The 16664-nt window shown below is 58.3% G+C and carries 15 protein-coding genes; 7 read left to right on the forward strand and 8 right to left on the reverse strand.

Features of this window, described 5'->3' with window-relative positions:
- Positions 1-87 precede the first annotated feature (87 nt).
- The 4 genes from ACLEIV_RS04385 to ACLEIV_RS04400 all read left to right on the forward strand — a co-directional run bounded on the left by ACLEIV_RS04385 (position 88) and on the right by ACLEIV_RS04400 (position 4561).
- Complete coding sequence (locus ACLEIV_RS04385) at positions 88-1035, forward strand: bifunctional enoyl-CoA hydratase/phosphate acetyltransferase (RefSeq protein ID WP_410455444.1); 948 nt, start codon at positions 88-90, stop codon at positions 1033-1035.
- A gap of 27 nt (positions 1036-1062) precedes the next feature.
- The gene (locus tag ACLEIV_RS04390) at positions 1063-1356 is read left to right on the forward strand and encodes a DUF6506 family protein (RefSeq protein WP_410455445.1); all 294 of its coding nucleotides are present in this window, start codon (positions 1063-1065) and stop codon (positions 1354-1356) included.
- A gap of 163 nt (positions 1357-1519) precedes the next feature.
- Positions 1520-2956: an NCS1 family nucleobase:cation symporter-1 gene (locus tag ACLEIV_RS04395; RefSeq protein ID WP_410455446.1), complete on the forward strand. Its 1437-nt coding sequence runs from the start codon at positions 1520-1522 to the stop codon at positions 2954-2956.
- 249 nt (positions 2957-3205) lie between these two features.
- Complete coding sequence (locus tag ACLEIV_RS04400; protein WP_410455447.1) at positions 3206-4561, forward strand: cytosine permease; 1356 nt, start codon at positions 3206-3208, stop codon at positions 4559-4561.
- Between the two features lie 174 nt (positions 4562-4735).
- Here ACLEIV_RS04400 and ACLEIV_RS04405 read toward each other — a convergent pair whose 3' ends face one another.
- The 7 genes from ACLEIV_RS04405 to ACLEIV_RS04435 form a co-directional block, all read right to left on the reverse strand.
- Positions 4736-5260 (reverse strand): universal stress protein, encoded by a 525-nt coding sequence (locus tag ACLEIV_RS04405; RefSeq protein WP_410455448.1) that lies wholly within the window; start codon positions 5258-5260, stop codon positions 4736-4738.
- 74 nt (positions 5261-5334) lie between these two features.
- Positions 5335-6678, reverse strand: coding sequence for a TRAP transporter large permease (locus ACLEIV_RS04410; protein WP_410455449.1), 1344 nt, complete (start codon positions 6676-6678; stop codon positions 5335-5337).
- Entirely contained in the window at positions 6671-7249 is a 579-nt protein-coding gene (locus tag ACLEIV_RS04415; protein WP_410455450.1) for a TRAP transporter small permease, read from the reverse strand. The genes ACLEIV_RS04410 and ACLEIV_RS04415 overlap by 8 nt, the downstream gene beginning before the upstream one ends.
- A gap of 60 nt (positions 7250-7309) precedes the next feature.
- Complete coding sequence (locus tag ACLEIV_RS04420) at positions 7310-8326, reverse strand: TRAP transporter substrate-binding protein (protein WP_410455451.1); 1017 nt, start codon at positions 8324-8326, stop codon at positions 7310-7312.
- A gap of 293 nt (positions 8327-8619) precedes the next feature.
- A complete protein-coding gene (locus ACLEIV_RS04425; protein WP_410455452.1) occupies positions 8620-10380 on the reverse strand; it encodes a cobaltochelatase CobT-related protein in 1761 nt (586 codons plus the stop codon).
- A 129-nt stretch (positions 10381-10509) separates the two neighbouring features.
- Complete coding sequence (locus ACLEIV_RS04430; protein ID WP_410455453.1) at positions 10510-11490, reverse strand: AAA family ATPase; 981 nt, start codon at positions 11488-11490, stop codon at positions 10510-10512.
- Between the two features lie 139 nt (positions 11491-11629).
- On the reverse strand, positions 11630-13426 hold the full coding sequence (locus ACLEIV_RS04435) for a SulP family inorganic anion transporter (protein WP_410455454.1): 1797 nt from the start codon (positions 13424-13426) through the stop codon (positions 11630-11632).
- Positions 13427-13701: 275 nt separating this feature from the next.
- On the opposite strand from ACLEIV_RS04435, the gene ACLEIV_RS04440 reads away from it, so the two are divergent.
- Together ACLEIV_RS04440 and ACLEIV_RS04445 are read left to right on the forward strand one after the other, a co-directional pair.
- Entirely contained in the window at positions 13702-15036 is a 1335-nt protein-coding gene (locus ACLEIV_RS04440) for an aldehyde dehydrogenase family protein (RefSeq protein WP_410455455.1), read from the forward strand.
- 202 nt (positions 15037-15238) lie between these two features.
- Positions 15239-15652 carry a DUF3461 family protein gene (locus ACLEIV_RS04445; protein WP_410455456.1) on the forward strand — a complete coding sequence of 138 codons (414 nt, stop codon included), beginning with the start codon at positions 15239-15241 and terminating at the stop codon, positions 15650-15652.
- Positions 15653-15700: 48 nt separating this feature from the next.
- On the opposite strand, the gene ACLEIV_RS04450 is transcribed toward ACLEIV_RS04445, so the two are convergent.
- On the reverse strand, positions 15701-15952 hold the full coding sequence (locus ACLEIV_RS04450; protein WP_410455457.1) for a hypothetical protein: 252 nt from the start codon (positions 15950-15952) through the stop codon (positions 15701-15703).
- Between the two features lie 227 nt (positions 15953-16179).
- Between ACLEIV_RS04450 and ACLEIV_RS04455 the strand changes: the two genes are divergently transcribed.
- Positions 16180-16518, forward strand: coding sequence for a DUF3461 family protein (locus ACLEIV_RS04455; protein ID WP_410455458.1), 339 nt, complete (start codon positions 16180-16182; stop codon positions 16516-16518).
- Positions 16519-16664: the final 146 nt, after the last annotated feature.

Here is a 16664-nt window from a genome sequence, read left to right on the forward strand (position 1 = left end):
ACTAAGAGGTGAATCACGGGAGTTAACCCGATGCCATTGCCCCAGTGGCCTCCGGTTGTTTTCTGTCTGTCAGGAAGGAATGGAATCATGCTCAGTACCACGCCCAAGGAATGTCCGGCCCGGTTGCTGGATCAGGCCCGTCAGCACCCCAGGGTCACCACAGTGGTGATTAACCCGGTCAACGAGGTCTCGCTGGCCAGCGCCCGCATGGCCAGCGAGCAGGGGTTGATCGAGCCGATACTGGTGGGTGATATCGAGACCATGCGCCGTCAGGCCGAGGCCATGGGGTGGGCGCTTGATCAGGTTCGTCTGGTGCAGGCCGACGACGAAACCGACGCGGCCAGGCTGGGGGTGGCGCTGGTCAGCCAGGGCGATGCGCATTCCATCATGAAGGGGCACGTGCATACCGATATTCTGCTGCGGGCGGTACTCAACAAGTCGGCGGGTCTGCGCACCGACAGCCGCCTGAGTCATGTGTTCTACATGACGGTGCCCGGCAGCGACAAGGCGCTGTGCATCACGGATGCGGTGATCAACGTGCAGCCCTCGGTGCTCGACAAGCTGCATATCGCCCGCAATGCCATCGAATTCATGCATGCCCTGGGTAACGGGGAACCCAAGGTGGCCTTGCTGTCGGGTACCGAGGAAGTGAGCAAGAGCATGCCGTCCAGCCAGGATGCGGCCGAGTTGGTCAAACTGGCGGCCATGGGCGCGCTGCCCGGCGCCGTGGTGGAAGGTCCGCTGGCGTTCGATAATGCGGTATCACCCGAGGCCGCAGCCATCAAGGGCATCACGGGCAAGGTACCCGGGCAGGTGGATATTCTGCTGGTGCCCAACCTGGAGTCGGGCAACTTCCTGTTCAAGCAGATGGTGTATTTTATGGGCGCCACCGCCGCCGGTTTGGTGCTGGGTGCCCGGGTGCCGATCATACTGACGTCTCGTGCCGATCCGCCGGAGGCCCGCCTGGCGTCCTGCGCCCTGGCATCGCTGTATTGCGCTCATCGGTCGTTGTCGGCTCCGGCTCTGGTATCCTGAATTCCGCTTTCGTTAAAGGAGTTGCTCATGTCGCTCAGTCGTTATGGTTTTATTGTGAAAGGCGCGGATCTGGAGCTGTTCAAGCACCATAGCCGTATCAAGAGTGAGTTGTTCGATATCGCCGTGTCCGGTGTGCAGACCCTGGAAGAGGCGGTCATGGCCGCCCAGGAAATGCTGACCCGGCGCATCGAGGTGATCGAGTTGTGTGGTGGCTTCAGCGCCGAGGAAGAGGCGCAGATCCGCGAGGCGATCAACGATCATGTGCCTCTGGGCCGGGTGCAATACAGGTCCGAAGACCAGGATAGGGTCGACTGGTCCTGAGTATGACTGCCGGCGGATCCCACTGCGGATCCGCCATGTTGTCACTATCCGCCTTCCGGCCTTGCCCCGCTAACCGTCTCCCTTAACTATGCGATAACTTCCATGCCGTGCTTATACTGAATGATAGCCAATCGGCCATGTACCCATTCAGGGAGCCTACGTTATGGATGATTCCAAACTTGAGATAAAACACATAGATCCCTCGCTGTATAACGAGGATCTTGCCCCGATCAAGCATAAAGACAGATCCTGGGGCTGGTTCGAAATCTTCAATGTCTGGTCAAACGATATTCAGAGCCTGTTCGGCTATACCCTGGCAGCCTCGTTGTTCCTGTCTTACGGCCTGAATGGCTGGGCGGTCATGGCGGCCATCATCCTGGCCGGCTGTATCGTCATGGTGCTGGTCAACCTGACCGGCAGGCCCAGCGTAAAATACGGTATTCCTTTCCCGGTGATGATCCGCGCCAGCATGGGAGTACGCGGCGCCAACTTCCCGGCCCTGTTGCGGGCCATTATCGGTATCTTCTGGTACGGGGTGCAGACCTACTTCGCCTCGACCGCCGTTACTCTGATGCTGACTGCCCTGTGGGGGCCCGGCAGCGGTGAAACCTATCTTGGCATGTCCGGTACCGCCTGGCTGGCTTTCGTGGTTGTATGGGTGTTCCAGATTGCCCTGTTCTGGCAGGGCATCGACAAGATCAAGGTATTCCTCAACCTGGCCGGCCCGCTGGTGTATGTGGTGATGCTGGTGTTGATGGCCATCGTCTGGTTCGAGGCCGGTGATGAACTGCTCCCGGCGGTCGGCACCATCTTCAGCGGTGGTGCCAGCTACGAGGGAGGCGATATTGCCGCCTTTACCGCCATCGTAGGTACCATGGTGGCCTATTTTGCCGCCGTGGTGATCAACTTCGGCGACTTCACCCGCTTCGTACGCAGTGAACGGGAAATGAAAATCGGCAACCTGGTGGGCTTGCCCCTGAACGTGGCCTTCTTTTCCTTTATTGCGCTGATCATTACCGCCGGTACCCTGGTGTTGTTCGGTGATGCGCTGACCAATCCGGCCGATATCGTTGAGCGGGTCGACTCGCTGCCGCTGACCATTATTGCGGCGTTGACCTTCTTTGCGGCCACCGTGGGCATCAACCTGGTGGCGAACTTCATTCCGCCCGCCTACGATCTGGCCAACCTGTTCCCCAAGGTGATCAGCTTCCGTATCGGCGGTCTGCTGACCGCTATCGTGGCCTTTTTTGTCGGCGCCTTGTGGGTATCGGTGATCAGCCAGATCGGGATTCCCGGCTTTGTTAACGCCTTGGGCTCGGTGGTGGCGCCTTTTTACGGCATCATCGTGGTCGATTACTATCTGATCAAGCGCCAGGAGCTCAATATGGAGCAGCTGTTCTCGGCGGATCCCGGGGGCGCTTATTACTACGACAAGGGCTGGAATAGCCGGGCGCTGTTGGCTTTTGCCATGGCGGCGGTATTTTCCATCTCGACGGTACTGGTGCCGGCACTGAGTAACCTCAACGGTTATGGCTGGTTGCTTGGTGCCGGGCTGGGTGGGTGCTTCTATTATCTGTTGATGCCTCGGACCAGGCACTAGCAGTCACCGGAACAAGCATTCCTGCCATGAAAAAAGACGAGACTCCGGTCTCGTCTTTTTTTGTCTTCAGTTAGCACCCATTTATGCAAAAAATCATGATCAAGATCACACAACAGTGTGTAAACAAATTTACCAATGCATTGTTAACAATAATAATGTTAACTTGTTAATCTAAACTCGGCTTTATCATTTACATTAAGGTCGATTTTAGCAACATTCTTATCACAGCAGTAAACAGAGAGCGTTCTTATGGCTGTACATGAAATGAATAACCCCGAGCTTATGCCGTCCACGGACAAAGACAGGGACATCAATATCTGGGATTTCACCATGCTCTGGGCGGGCATGACCATTAACATGGGGGCCTTTACCATGGGTGCCCAGCTGTATCCGGGCTTGTCGCCCTGGACCATCATCGGTGCCATTCTGGCCGCCTACACCATTGTGACTACCATCCTGATCCTGGCCGGTGATATCGGTATCCGCTACGGTATTCCCTTCACCGTTTATATCCGTGGTTGCTTCGGCTACCAGGGGGCCAAGATACCGGCGGCCTTCCGCGCCATTCCTGCCTGTTTCTGGTTTGGTTTTCAGACCTGGGTGGCGGCCGTGGCCATCGGCAAGGTACTGGAAATGTGGATTGGTTATAGCAACACCACCATCCTCATCCTTATTTTCGGGGTGCTGCAGGTGATTAATGCGATCTACGGCATGAAAGCCATGGCCAAGTTTGACTGGGTCGCCATTCCGGCGCTGACGATACTGATCGGCCTGGTCACCTTCTGGCTGCTGCAGACCAACAACGCCACCATAGGTGACGTACTGGCAGCCCCTTCGCTGGATAACGGTTCTTTCTGGTTCGCGGTGATGGCCATCGCCGGTATCTGGATCACCATGGGCCTGAACAGCCCGGACATGACCCGCAAGCTCGAACGCTCTCGCGATCACAGCAGCAAGAATTTCTTTATCCGTAACCGCAAGCCCTTTTTCGCCCAGATCTCCGGCCTTATCGTGATTGGTTCCGGTATCTTGATGGTGGGTATGATCGGCGGCATCCTCACCGGCACCTGGGATCCTATCGAGATCGTCTTGAACTCCATGAGTTCGCCCATAGTGCTGATCCTGAGCATGATCACCATCGCCTTTGCCCAGTGGTCCACCAACACTGCAGCCAACCTGATGCCGTCCGCTCTTATCCTGATGAACGTCTTCCCCCGACTGAACTTTGGACAGGGTGTGGCCATCTCCGGTGCCATCGGCCTGCTGATGATGCCTTGGGTGTTTGCCGATAACCTGTTGTGGTTCAGCGTCATTACTTCCGGGTTGCTGGGGCCGGTCGCGGGTATCATGCTGGCCGACTTCTACCTGCTGCGCCGTGGTCAGCTGAATGTGGACGACTTTTATAATCCCAGGGGACCCTTCGTTTACCAGAATAACTACAATCTGCGCGCCTTCCTGGTCTATGGTCTGTCTTTCGCCTGTAGCCTTGTTTTCATCGATCTGGCGTTCTTCGTTGGCCTGGTGGTGAGTGTGGTGGGTTATTATCTGCTGATGAAACCGATTGCCCGACCCGCCGGTGAAAATGCCGTTTCCGCACAATCCTGAGTCTTAAGCGTTAGTTGTGCCCTGGCCCCCTTGTGGGGCCTTTTTTGTCGGGAGAAGCTGGCAAGTCCGATGGTGCACTTCATTCCGGTCGTCGGAATCACATCACTGAAATGAAAAAAGACGAGACTCCGGTCTCGTCTTTTTCGGTTGATTACCGGCGATAAAGGCCGGGGATCAGTGCTTTTGTGTCGCCTGTTTGGTCGCGGTCGTTTTTTCAGGACGGGGCACTATCAGGGTGGGAATACGAGACTCGCGCAGCACGTTCTTGGCCACGCTGCCGAGCAGGGTATGGAACCAGCCCTTCTCGTGGGCGCCCATGACGATCAGATCGCAGTCCAGCTCCTTCGAGCGTTTGAGGATGGTCTGGGTGGGATAGCCTTCCACCACTTCGCAGCCGATGATTTTGCTGCGCATGGCCTGTTCTTCCGGCGCTATCACCTCCCAAAAATGGTCCAGGCGCTGTTGCAGCTGGTCCCGGGCATGATTGAGGCGCTGATATAAAAACTCTTCACGGCTGCTCTGGTTGAGGATATAGGACTGCAGCGTCAGCCGTTCATCGCTGGACAGCTCCTCGACCACCTTCAGAATATGGATCTCGGCACCGGTTTGTCTGGCCAGATAAACGGCGTATTTGAAAGCGTAAGAGGCGTTCTTTGACAGGTCGGTACAGTAGAGGATCTTGTTTACTTCCGGCAACATGAGCATATTCCTCATCGTTAATACAAGGACGGGGCCGACGGTGGCCGACCCTGTCTATCATAGTGAACCCGTCGCTAATATCCCAGCAGTCCGGGCAAGAACAAGGTGATTTGCGGTATGTAGGCGATGATGAACACGGCCAGCACCGAGGTGATGGCGAAGGGCAGGGCGCGCACCGATATTTCCTCGATGGACGTTCCGGACACCCCGGAGGCGATAAACAGGTTTTCGCCCAGCGGCGGGGTCTGGAAGCCGATGGACAGGCAGCACACCACCACTATGCCGAAGTGAACCGGATCTATGCCCAGGTTATAGGCCACCGGCAACAATACCGGGGTCAGTATCATGATGGCGGCCAGGGTTTCCATGAACATGCCGACAAACAGCAGGAAGAAGATGATCAGCGCCCAGATCAGATACAGGTTGGTGGTCATCTCCAGCATGGAGGCGGCGACGATGGCCGGGATCTGGTTCTCGACCAGCAGGCGACCGAACACGGTGGCGGTAAACAGGATCAGCAGTACCCGCCCGGTCAGCCAGGTAGTGGTTTCCAGCGATCGCATCACGTCCTTGATTTTCAGCTCCCTGTGTACGAAGAAACCGATAACCAGGGTATAGAAAATGGCGACGATGGCCGACTCGGTGGGGGTGAACAGGCCGCTGTAGATGCCACCCAGAATCACCACCGGCGCCAGTACCGACCAGAAGCCCTTACGCAGCGCGGTGCGGGTCACTCCGGCCGACCAACCTTCGGTCGTGCCCTTGTAACCATGCTTGCGGCACAGAAAATAGTTCATGATCAGCAGGCCGCCGGCCAGCACCATGCCCGGCAGCACACCGGCAATAAACAGCTTGGGGATGGAAACCGACTGAAACTGGCCGTATTGGGCAATGGCCTCGGGAGGCGCCATCATGCCCATGGCGGAAATGCCGAAAATCACCATGGGAATGGAAGGGGGTATCACCACGCCGAGACCACCGGACGAGGCGGTCACGGCCGAGGCATATCCCTTGCCGTAACCGCGGTCTATCATGGCCGGTATCATCAGCATACCCACGGCGGCGGTGGTGGCCGGGCCGGAACCGGAAATGGCGCCGAAGAACATGCAGGCCATGACGGTGGCGGCCGACATGCCGCCGGTAAAGGGGCCGGCAAAACTTTCGGCCAAATCCACCAGCCGCTTCGATATGCCCGCCGCTTCCATCAGGGCACCGGCCAGAATAAAGGCGGGCAGGGCCATCAGGGGAAAAGAGCCGACCGAGGTAAAGGCGATCTGCACGAACTTGATGGGGTTCTCGTCCAGGTAAAGGAAAGACGCGAGCGCGGCTACCCCCAAAGACACACTGATAGGGGCGCCGAGCAACAGTAACAGCAGAAAGCTCCCGAACAGGATCATGACGACGGATGATTCAACCATGGGTATGCTCCTGCCTTAACGCGGTTGTTTTTGTGGAAGAGGAGGATTCGATCAGCTTCTCGACTTCCAGTGATTCGGGATCCCGGATATCGATACCCTTGATCAGCTTGTAATAGTTGACCTGCAGTATGCGAATGGTCATCAGTGCGAAGGCGATGGGCAGTATCATGTACACATATTTCATCGGAACACCCAGGGTCTGGGACTTCCAGAACAGATTCATCTTGTTGAACACGAAGTCATGGCTTAAAAAGACAAAATAGCCGTTGAAACAAACCCAGATCAGATCCGCGATGGCCTCGGAAACCACGGCGACGATGGGCGGAAAGAACTTGAACTGAAAGGTGACCCTGTTGTGGGCGGCAAGCTTGGTGGCGTAGCTGGCGCCGAAATAAACGAACCACACAAACATGTAGGTCGAAAGCTCTTCGCTCCAGGACAGGGAATGATCGAATACCTGGCGCGATATGATCTGGATGAAGAGCAGAATGACGAAGGAAGCGAGCAGCGTCCTGCAAATCACGTTTTCGATGTTGTCGATAATCTTGAATATCAGTTTGCCGATGGTCATGGCGGTTTCTCCCTGAAAAAGTGCACCCTTGCAGGGGTGCACTCCGGTTGCAGCAACGGTTTAGATGGTGTCGCGTCCCAGGGAAGTCAGGATTTCATTCAGCTTCTCTTTGCCGCCCAGCTGGTCATAGTACTTGGGCCAGACCTGGTTGATTGCTTTTTCCATCCACTCTTTTTCGCCATTGGCCGGTTCGGTGATTTCCATACCACCGGCGGCCAGCTCGGCCTTGATCTTGTCTTCCTGCTCCACCAGCCATTTGGCGCTGTGGACGGTGGCGGCATGGCCGGCTTCCTGAATGGCCTGTTGTACGTCGGCCGGCTGAGACTGAAACACGGCTTCGGAGACGACTAACGGCTCGATGGAGAACAGGTAGCGAATATCGGTGATGTACTTCTGTACCTCATCAAACTTCATGGAAGAAACGGTGAGATAAGGGTTGTCCTGACCATCGACCACGCCCAGCTGCAGGCCGGTAAAGGTTTCTGACCAGGCCATCGGCGTTGGGTTGATACCCCAGGCGCGATAGGTATCGATCATGATTTCGTTCTGAGGCACGCGAATCTTCAGATCCTGAAGATCCTCCAGCTTCTGCACCGGATGTTTGGAATTGGTCAGTACTCGGAAGCCGGTATAGGTCCAGCCGACAATGCGCACGCCCGCGTCACGAATGGTATTTTCGATCAGTTGTTTACCGACCTCACCCTGGGTCAGGGCCACGGCGTCATCCAGGCTCTGCATCATGTAAGGCAGTGTCAGTACGCCGACGGTAGGAGAAAAGGGAGTGACGTTGTTGATGGCCAGAATAGAGAAATCGAGCAGGCCCATGGAAGCGTCGTTGATCGTCGCCTGCTCATCGCCGAGCTGGCCGTTGAGAAACAGCTTGGTATCGTGCTTGCCGCCGGTCTTTTCGTGGAATGCTTCTGCGAACTTCAATCCCAGCGCATGTTGCGCACTGCCCGCGCCGTCACCGACGGCCACCCTGAAGGTGTCGGCATGAGCCAGTGAACTCGCGACTGCCGCTGCTGTGAGACACAATGCGACCGAGAGGGGTTTTACAAAGCGTTGCTTGAATATCATGGCTTCTTGCTCCAGTTGCTGATGCTCTGCCACCGATGGCTGAGCGTTGACCTTCCGTGATGCCAGGAGAGTGAAGCCTTTTGCTTCATTCGCCTACGACTGGCTCTGTTCTCTCCCGGCCGACAGGGTTGCTGATTTTCTGCCGTGCCAGGATGTTATACCCATCTTCAATACTCGAATTTGACCCCTTAAATAGTTAGGGCCACTTGTGTTTACAGACTGGGGCCAGTACTAAACTTGTTTATATTCAGCATGTTACGATATTGCATTGTAAAATAAATGTTACTTTTAGGTTATTTATTTTCCAGGGCCTTGGTCATTAATGCCAGCACTTCATCGAATACCTTGTTGTCCAGCGACCGGTTCAGATCCAGCAATTGGTTATGCCGGTAGTAATCGCTCAGATCCAGCCCCACGCCCAGGGCACAGAGGGCCAGCCGGCCCTCCCGTTCCAGCCGGCCACTGACCTGGCGCAGATGCAGATCGAGAATGTCCTGTTCGTTGCACTGGCGGGTGGCGGAGTCCATCGGGCAACCGTCGGAGATCACCAGTAGCAGCCGATCCCGAGCCGGCTGTGCCAGCAGCCGTTGCTCCGCCCACAGCAAGGCCTCGCCATCCAGCCCTTCGCGGAACAAGTCGGCCTTGAGCAGGGCCGCGATATTGCGGCGGGCCCGTCGCCAGGGCGTATCGGCGTCCTTGTAGATCAGATGGCAGCGTTCGTTCAGTCGGCCCGGATTGGCGGGACGGCCGTTTTGTTGCCAGCGTCGCAGCGGTTGACCACCGTTCCAGTGACCCGTAGTAAAGCCCAGAATTTCTACCCTGGCGCCGACTCGTTCCAGTGCCCGGGTTAGGGTGTCTACCAGCATGCTGATGCTTTCGATATGGGGATGCATGGAGCCGGAGTTGTCGATGAGAAAGGTCACCACCGCATCGCCTTTCGGTTCTTGCTGCTCTTGTTTGAACACCCGGCGGTCGGCCACCGAGGTGACCAGGGTTGGCAGCCGGCGGCCGTCGAGTTGCCCTTCCTCTTCGCCGAAGCGCCAGCCCTGGCGTTGTGGACGGGCCAGCAGGCGGCGCAGTTTCTTGGTCAGTACATTCAGGTTCAGCCCCTGCTCACGGATGCGGTTATCCAGTCCATCGCGCAGGCGGGCCAGCAGTTCGGGACGCACCCGTTGGTGGACGGACCATTCCCGGTCGAAACCGCCGTCGTACACCTGATAGTTCAACGCCTCGGCGGCCTGACGCAGGCGGTGATGATGGCTTTGTTCGGCCAGAGCCAGACCGGCTTCATCGCCGCCTTCCAGATCCAGCAGTAGGCCGAATGCCCGCTTGGTATCTTCGCTGAGCGCTTCTTCCTGCTTGCCATCGGCGCCTTGCTGCCGATCGAGGTCGCCGATCAGCTCGTGCATACACAGGGCGATGGACAGTGCCTGCTCGGCGAAGGCGGCCTGATCGTGGCGGTGGCGTCGGATCAGGCCGAAGGCGGTGCCTATTTCCCGCAGCAGAAACATGCGGGTCGACTCAATCATCATCTCGGTGGTTTCTTCCAGTGGCCCGCCGCCCAGCTGAACCCAGCTCATCTGGGCCAGGGTGAACAGCAAGAGCCCTATATGGGTTTCGGTCTGGCCCGAGGCCTGAAACTGGTTGCACCAGGCTTCAAATCGGTGATGCAGATTGTGTTTGCTGCCCGGGTGCCAGGATTCGACCAGAGACTCGACCCTGAGCTGCTCCAGCAATTCGAACACCAGGCGGGCGATGGGCGGCACCGGTAGCCATTGTTGGTGCAGCTCGGCATCGTTGTGACGCAGGCGCAGGGCGATGGCATCGGCGACGCCACGAAAGGAGCCCAGATCGTCCAGTCCCTGTTGCGGATGCAGATGGGGCGCGCGCAGCGGATAGGGGCGGCCCTGACATTCGAGCCGATGGCCGCGATAACGCAGATCCTGCCGGGCCGACAGGGCGCGGATCAGGGCGGCACTCAGCTCTTCGAGTCGTTGCTGCCGGCGTTCTTGCTGGGCCTGGTCCTGGCCCGGAGTGGTGGGGGGCGTGGTCATATTGGGGCTTCCTTTTATACCCGGCAGCTGGCGTATAAAGCCGGAAAGGGGCCCGAATGCAGCGGCTCTGCCTGTCGAAACCCCGTTTCTGGCCCATCAGCGTGATAGCAGCTTATCTGAAGGGAGGCGTTACATCAGTGCCAGCTTGAGTGACCGGGATTCTTCCAACTCTTGATCGAAACAGCGCTGGTAATACTCGGCCACCAGGGGGCGTTCAGCCTCGTCACACTTGTTGAGAAACGACAGCCTGAATGCCAGCGCCGGGTCGCCGAAGATCTCGGTATTTTCGGCCCAGGAAATCAGGGTGCGCGGCGACATTAGGGTAGAGAGGTCGCCGGCGGCAAAGCCGGAACGGGTCAGCTCGGCTACCGCCACCATGGTGCTGATCAGCTGGTAACCGCGCTCGTCCGCATAACGGGGCACCTTGCCCTGCACTATGCTGATTTCGTCTTCCCGCGGCAGATAGTCCAGGCTGGCCACTATGTTCCAGCGGTCCATCTGTGCCTGGTTGACCTGCTGGGTACCGTGATACAGGCCACTGACGTTGCCCAGACCCACGGTATTGGCGGTGGCAAACAGCCGGAAGTGGGAGTGCGGGGTGATCACCTGGTTCTGATCGAGCAGGGTAAACTTGCCGTCCTGCTCCAGGATCCGCTGGATCACGAACATCACGTCCGGACGGCCGGCATCGAACTCGTCGAAGATCAGCGCCACCGGCCGGCGCAGGGCCCAGGGCACTATGCCTTCCTGAAACTCGGTGATCTGCTTGCCATCCTTCAGCACTATGGTGTCCTTGCCCACCAGATCCAGCCGGCTGATATGGCCGTCCAGATTGACCCGCACACAGGGCCAGTTCAGCCGGGCGGCCACCTGTTCGATATGGGTGGACTTGCCGGTGCCATGCAGACCCTGAATAAGCACCCGCCGGTTGCGGGTAAAGCCGGCCAGAATGGCCATGGTGACATCGGGATTGAAACAATAGGCGGGATCGATATCGGGCACGTGTTCGTCTTTATGCTCGAACACCGGCACCTTGAAATCGGAGTCGATATTGAACAGCTCGCGTACCGAAACAAGCCGGCTCGGATGGTCGTGAATAAGACTGGTCATGGTTCTGCCCTCGGTTGCTACGGCGACACGGGTAAACAAAGTGTTAACAGTGTATCTGCAGGCTCGGGCCCGGGCAGGGGCCAGTTGACTCGGGAGGATGTGGCCAGTGAGTCGCCGGCAGCAGAGCCGACGACGGTATTCAGGCTTTCTGCTGCATGATGATGGTGTCGTCGAGCGGCTTTTCGCCGGGCGGGGCTATATGACATTCCTGGAAGATCCTGGCGGTACAGGTCTTGCAGACCGCCGGATCCAGTTGTGCGTAGATGCGGTGAATGGCCCGTCCCTTGTTGACGAAGATATGATCCTCACCCAGCCGTTCGATCAGATTATTGCGTTTGAGAATACGCAGCACCCCTTCCTTGAGATTACTCAGATAGAGATCACCGCCGGCGGCCCGCCGTCGCGCCGATTCCTGCAGCAGCATTTCGGCCCCGACGATATCCACGAAATTCATGCCGTTGCCGACGATCAGCAACCGGGGCTCGCGGATGTTCTGCAGGTACTCCTGCACATGGTTCACGGCGCCGAAGAACAGGGATCCCTCTATGCGGATGATGCGCAGTTGAGGGCAATAGGGCAGACGTTTGTTTTCGGCACTGATGAAGAAGGGATGTCGGGCATCCGGATCCGGCAAGATGGAGACGATGCGAGGGGTCGAAGTGCGTTTCAGGTAAAACACCAGCGACAATATCACCCCCGCGTAAATGGCAAATTCCAGCGCCACCAGCAAGGTGGCGGCAAAGGTGACAATCAGCACCGTGGTTTCGGACTTGGCCGCGCGGACGATCAGTTTGATGTGATGGAAGTCGATCAGGTTCCAGGCCACCACCAGCAGCAGGCCGGCCATGGCGGGAATGGGCAGCCAGGCGGTAATGTCGGAAAACAGCAGTAGTATCACCAGCAGAAAGCAGGAGGCAAACACCGCCGCCATCGGGGTGCGGGCCCCGGAGGTGTAGTTGACGCCGGTGCGGGTAAAGGAGCCGGAAGAGGCATAGCAGGAGAAGAAGGCGCCGACCATATTGGACAGGCCCTGACCGATAAACTCCTGATTGTCATCCAGTCGCTGGTGGGAGCGGCTGGCGATGGCGCGGGAGATGGAGGAGGCTTCTACCAGCCCGAGCAGGCTGATGGCCAGGGCGCCGGAAGACAGGGCGCTGATATTGCCGAAACTCAGATCGGGCATGCTCAGGGGGGGCAGGCTGGCGGGAATGGCACCCACCATGGCGATATGCTGCTGCCCGGGGTCGAGAATAAAGGCCAGGCCGCTGGCCAGTGCCAGCGCCATCAGCATATTGGGCCAGCGCGGCAGGAGTTTTTTGATCAGAATGCAGCTGACCAGGGTCAGCAAGCCCACCGACAGGCTGTAGGGATCGGCCGCAGACAAATGGCTGAGCACCTGCCAGCCATTGTCGGTAAAAGTGCCCTTGGTGTGCAACGACAGCCCCAGCAGGTTTTGTAGCTGACTGACGACGATGACCACGGCGGCACCGGCGGTAAAGCCGATCACCACCGAATGGGACACGAAGTTGACCAGTACCCCCAGCCGGGCCGCGGCCATCACCAGCTGAAAGACCCCCTTCATCAGCGTCAGGGTCAGTGCCAGGGCGATGAATTCGGCCGACCCCGGCTCCGCCAGCGGGCTGACCGAGGTGAACACCACTATGGACATGGCGGCGGTGGGGCCGGAGATCAGATGCCAGGAAGAGCCGAACAGGGCGGCGATAATGGCCGGTATGATGGCGGCATAGAGTCCGTATTCCGGCGGCAGGCCGGCAATCAGGGCATAGGCGACGCCCTGAGGAAGAACGATAACGGCGTTGGTCAGTCCGGCCTGTGCGTCGGCGCGCAAACTGACGCCATTTACCAGCGGCGCCCATTGCAGGAACGGCAGCAGCCGGGCCCAGATACCCGGTTTGCCCAGGGCTTGGTTTGCCATGCGAGATCTCCCTTCTGTTGTGGCGTGGCCCGGCCCCGTCGGTCAGACGACGAGGGTCCATGCTGGGACCCATGCGCAGATCCATGGTTGTTTGGCTCTATCGGTAGAGGATAACTGGCCATTGTAGCGCCGTTTGCACCCGGATAACGTCACGGCAATAGTGATTTTTACCATGGGCTCGCGGTGGTGGCGCCAGGGGCATCTTCCTAGTATATCACCGCTGGCGTCATCCCTCGCCGAGGCCGGGGTTCAGACGGCAGGAGGCCGAAACCCGTATGACGACATTTATTTCCTATCATCCCGCTTCCGGGGCCGAGGTGGAGCGCGTGGATACGCTGTCTGCCGCCGAGCTCGAACGGCGGGTGCAGCAGAACGCCCTGGCTGCCCGGGAGTGGCGGCACTGTGCCTTCGCCGAGCGCAGCGGCTTGCTGAACCGGCTGGCATCCTTGCTGTCGGCCAACCGGGAGCGGCTGGCGCTGACCATGACGCGAGAGATGGGCAAGCTGGTGACCGAAGCCCTGGCCGAGGTAGACCGTTGTGCCCGGGAATGCACCTATTTTGCCGCCCATGGTCAGGCCATGCTGCCGCTGGCACGCAGCATGACCACTTTTGAGCCCATGGGCACAGTGTTGTTGCTGACGTCCTGGCGTTTTCCCCTGTGGCAGGTCTTTCGCATGCTGGCGCCGACCCTGATGGCCGGTAACGCCGTGTTGCTGAAACTGGCCGAGAACCTGCCGTTGTGCGCCCGTGAAATAGCATCGCTGCTGGCCGAGGCCGGCGCGCCCGACGGCCTGGTGTTCAACCTGCCGATCGACAAGCCGCAGGTAGCTACCCTGATTGCCGACGTCCGGGTGAAGGCCCTGGCGTTCAGCGGCAATCGGGAAGATGCCCGCCGGGTGGCGGCGCTGGCCGGACGGCAGTTGAAGCCGATAGTGCTGGAGCTGGATGAAACCGAACTGCATGTCATCCTGGACGATGCGGATCTGGAACTGGCGGTGGAGGCGGCCCTGCGTTCCCGCTTTCGCAATGCCGGTCAGCTGGGTCATGCAGCGCGGGGATTCATGGTGACGCCGGGCATTGCCGATGACTTTGTAGCCCGGCTGTCGGCCCGGCTGAGTGAACTGCAACCCGGTGATCCGGAGCAAGGGGCGTCGACCCTGGGCCCGCTGGCCACCCGCTTGCAGCGGGATGAATTGCATCTGCAGGTGCAGGCGGCGCTGGCCGACGGCGCTCTGGCCGTCGCAGGCTGCGAGCTGCCCGCAGGCGAGGGATGGTATTATCCCGCCTCCCTGCTGGATCGGGTACAGCCGGAAATGGAAGTATTCCGCCGGCAGCTGAGCGGCCCTTTGGCTTGTGTTATCCGGGTACCGAGTCTGGAGGCGATCTCCGGTCTCTGTCAGGAACTGGGGCCCGACGGCACCGTCAGCATCTGGACCCGGGAGCTGGCGCAGGGAGAGCAGCTGGCGCGGCGGCTGCCGTTCGGTCACTGTCTGGTGAATATGGATCCTTATCAGGGCAAGGGCTATCCGTCCGGATGCCATCCGGCCTCGGAAGGACGATTCAACATCAAGGCCTTCTGTCATCTGAAGACGCTGCTCGTCTCGATCTGACGGCCTGGCTCCAGCTACACCCGGTATCTGGCCCTGCCGCTTCCGGCCGGGCTCGTTTATACTTGCGCCATTATCGCCTAGTGCGCTCGCCAGGAATGGCCCTGTCTTCATAGATTGTCACGGCTTGGATGCCCTCGATACGCTGTTACCGCTTTCCTGGTGACGGCATGTTTTAGTTGCATCACCTTTTGGGACAAACCGAATGACAGCACAATACCCGACCTTGGAACAGATGGGGATCACCTCCTTCGATAACATCAGCCGTTACAGCCTGCGCCGCGAGGCCCGGGCCGATGTGCTCAAGGTCTATTATCACAGGCCGAGCGGCTCTTTTTTATCGCGCAGCAAGAAGTTCACCTTCGCCCGACCCAAGACCAAGGTACCGGTCGAGTTTCAGAAAACCGCAGAGTGGCATCAGCTGGAAGACACCAGCCCGATATTGCGCCAGGCGCTGGTGGAATTGACAGCCTTGCTGCAACCCGCCGACGTACCGGCTGGCGACAAGGCATCGGTGCAGGATACCAAACAGCAGTTGCTGGCCGATCTGGAGCATATGGAACGGGTGATGAAAGACAAGCTGGACGAGCTGCGCCGGCAGATTAACGCACTGAAATAAAGCAGAAAGGGCGGCCATGAGCCGCCCTTTTCATTCCCTTTATCCGGTTCAGGATGCCAGCGTCTGTTGCTGTTTAAGCATGGATTCCGCCATCTTCTTGCCGAACAACTCCATCACTGCCTCTTCATCTCCATTGGCATCATGCAAGGCACCCACCATAGCTTCCAGGGTCGGCATTGTCTTTTCGATCAGCTGCTGCACATATACTTCCGGCGAGACGCGAGTAAAGGCTTCGTATTCGGCAAACAGACGGGCGGTATCGCTGCTCAATGAGATATTCAGCTCTGTCTTCTCTGACATGAGAACTCCTGTAGGGCTTCGGCTAAGCGTTGACCGGCAATGTAGAATGCCCGGTCAGCCGGGGTTAGGGCCAGCGACTCGGCCTTGTTGGAGCCAGTCGGCTGGTCTTATCGATGGCGGCCGGTTGGTCCTAGGCGTCCACAAATGTGAAGGTTAGCTTGCTCTCTTGTTACTGCGTTGTTAATTCAGTCGCGGTGTTCAGAATCAGCAGCAGACGGGGTAGTCATATGTCCGAGTTTCCAATCTTAACCGCCATGGGCATTCGGCACGGCCATGAGATTGAGCGTTTCACCGTGCGTAATGGGGCTGCCCATGACGAGCTCAAGGTTTACTTCAACCAGGATGCCGATTCCTGTCGGCCGGCCAGCCTGAAGTTTCGTTTCTCGCACCATGACGGCGGATTGGCGATTAACAAGGCGGTGAGCGAACTGAGCCGTCTGCTGGGTGAAAGCCCGTCTGCAGAGGGTCCCAAGGTGGCGATTATCCGCAATCTGGAGCAGTTCGAGTTGGTGATGAATGCCAAGATGGCAGAGATCCGTCAGCGGCTGGAACGGATTTCTGCCTGACAGCTTTCTCAACCCCTTCCTAATCAAGGGCGGTTGTTAGAACCTGTTTCCGATCTTTGCAAGGCTGTCTGTTACCACCCAGCAAGCACTCCTCCCGAAGGCCCCGTTTTCTGCATACAACCGGCGGCCATGCCTTGCACGGCATG

It is taken from the genome of Oceanisphaera submarina, assembly GCF_046521305.1.
Taxonomy (GTDB): Bacteria; Pseudomonadota; Gammaproteobacteria; order Enterobacterales; family Aeromonadaceae; genus Oceanimonas; species Oceanimonas submarina.

Bases quoted from the DNA above. Each gene is read 5' to 3' on its own strand.
- ACLEIV_RS04385 (WP_410455444.1), top strand. From the start codon at position 88: ATGCTCAGTACCACGCCCAAGGAATGTCCGGCCCGGTTGCTGGATCAG.
- ACLEIV_RS04400 (WP_410455447.1), top strand. From the start codon at position 3,206: ATGGCTGTACATGAAATGAATAACCCCGAGCTTATGCCGTCCACGGAC.
- ACLEIV_RS04440 (WP_410455455.1), top strand. From the start codon at position 13,702: ATGACGACATTTATTTCCTATCATCCCGCTTCCGGGGCCGAGGTGGAG.
- ACLEIV_RS04455 (WP_410455458.1), top strand. From the start codon at position 16,180: ATGTCCGAGTTTCCAATCTTAACCGCCATGGGCATTCGGCACGGCCAT.
- ACLEIV_RS04395 (WP_410455446.1), top strand. From the start codon at position 1,520: ATGGATGATTCCAAACTTGAGATAAAACACATAGATCCCTCGCTGTAT.
- ACLEIV_RS04390 (WP_410455445.1), top strand. From the start codon at position 1,063: ATGTCGCTCAGTCGTTATGGTTTTATTGTGAAAGGCGCGGATCTGGAG.
- ACLEIV_RS04405 (WP_410455448.1), bottom strand. From the start codon at position 5,260: ATGTTGCCGGAAGTAAACAAGATCCTCTACTGTACCGACCTGTCAAAG.
- ACLEIV_RS04450 (WP_410455457.1), bottom strand. From the start codon at position 15,952: ATGTCAGAGAAGACAGAGCTGAATATCTCATTGAGCAGCGATACCGCC.
- ACLEIV_RS04410 (WP_410455449.1), bottom strand. From the start codon at position 6,678: ATGGTTGAATCATCCGTCGTCATGATCCTGTTCGGGAGCTTTCTGCTG.
- ACLEIV_RS04430 (WP_410455453.1), bottom strand. From the start codon at position 11,490: ATGACCAGTCTTATTCACGACCATCCGAGCCGGCTTGTTTCGGTACGC.
- ACLEIV_RS04445 (WP_410455456.1), top strand. From the start codon at position 15,239: ATGACAGCACAATACCCGACCTTGGAACAGATGGGGATCACCTCCTTC.
- ACLEIV_RS04420 (WP_410455451.1), bottom strand. From the start codon at position 8,326: ATGATATTCAAGCAACGCTTTGTAAAACCCCTCTCGGTCGCATTGTGT.
- ACLEIV_RS04425 (WP_410455452.1), bottom strand. From the start codon at position 10,380: ATGACCACGCCCCCCACCACTCCGGGCCAGGACCAGGCCCAGCAAGAA.
- ACLEIV_RS04435 (WP_410455454.1), bottom strand. From the start codon at position 13,426: ATGGCAAACCAAGCCCTGGGCAAACCGGGTATCTGGGCCCGGCTGCTG.
- ACLEIV_RS04415 (WP_410455450.1), bottom strand. From the start codon at position 7,249: ATGACCATCGGCAAACTGATATTCAAGATTATCGACAACATCGAAAAC.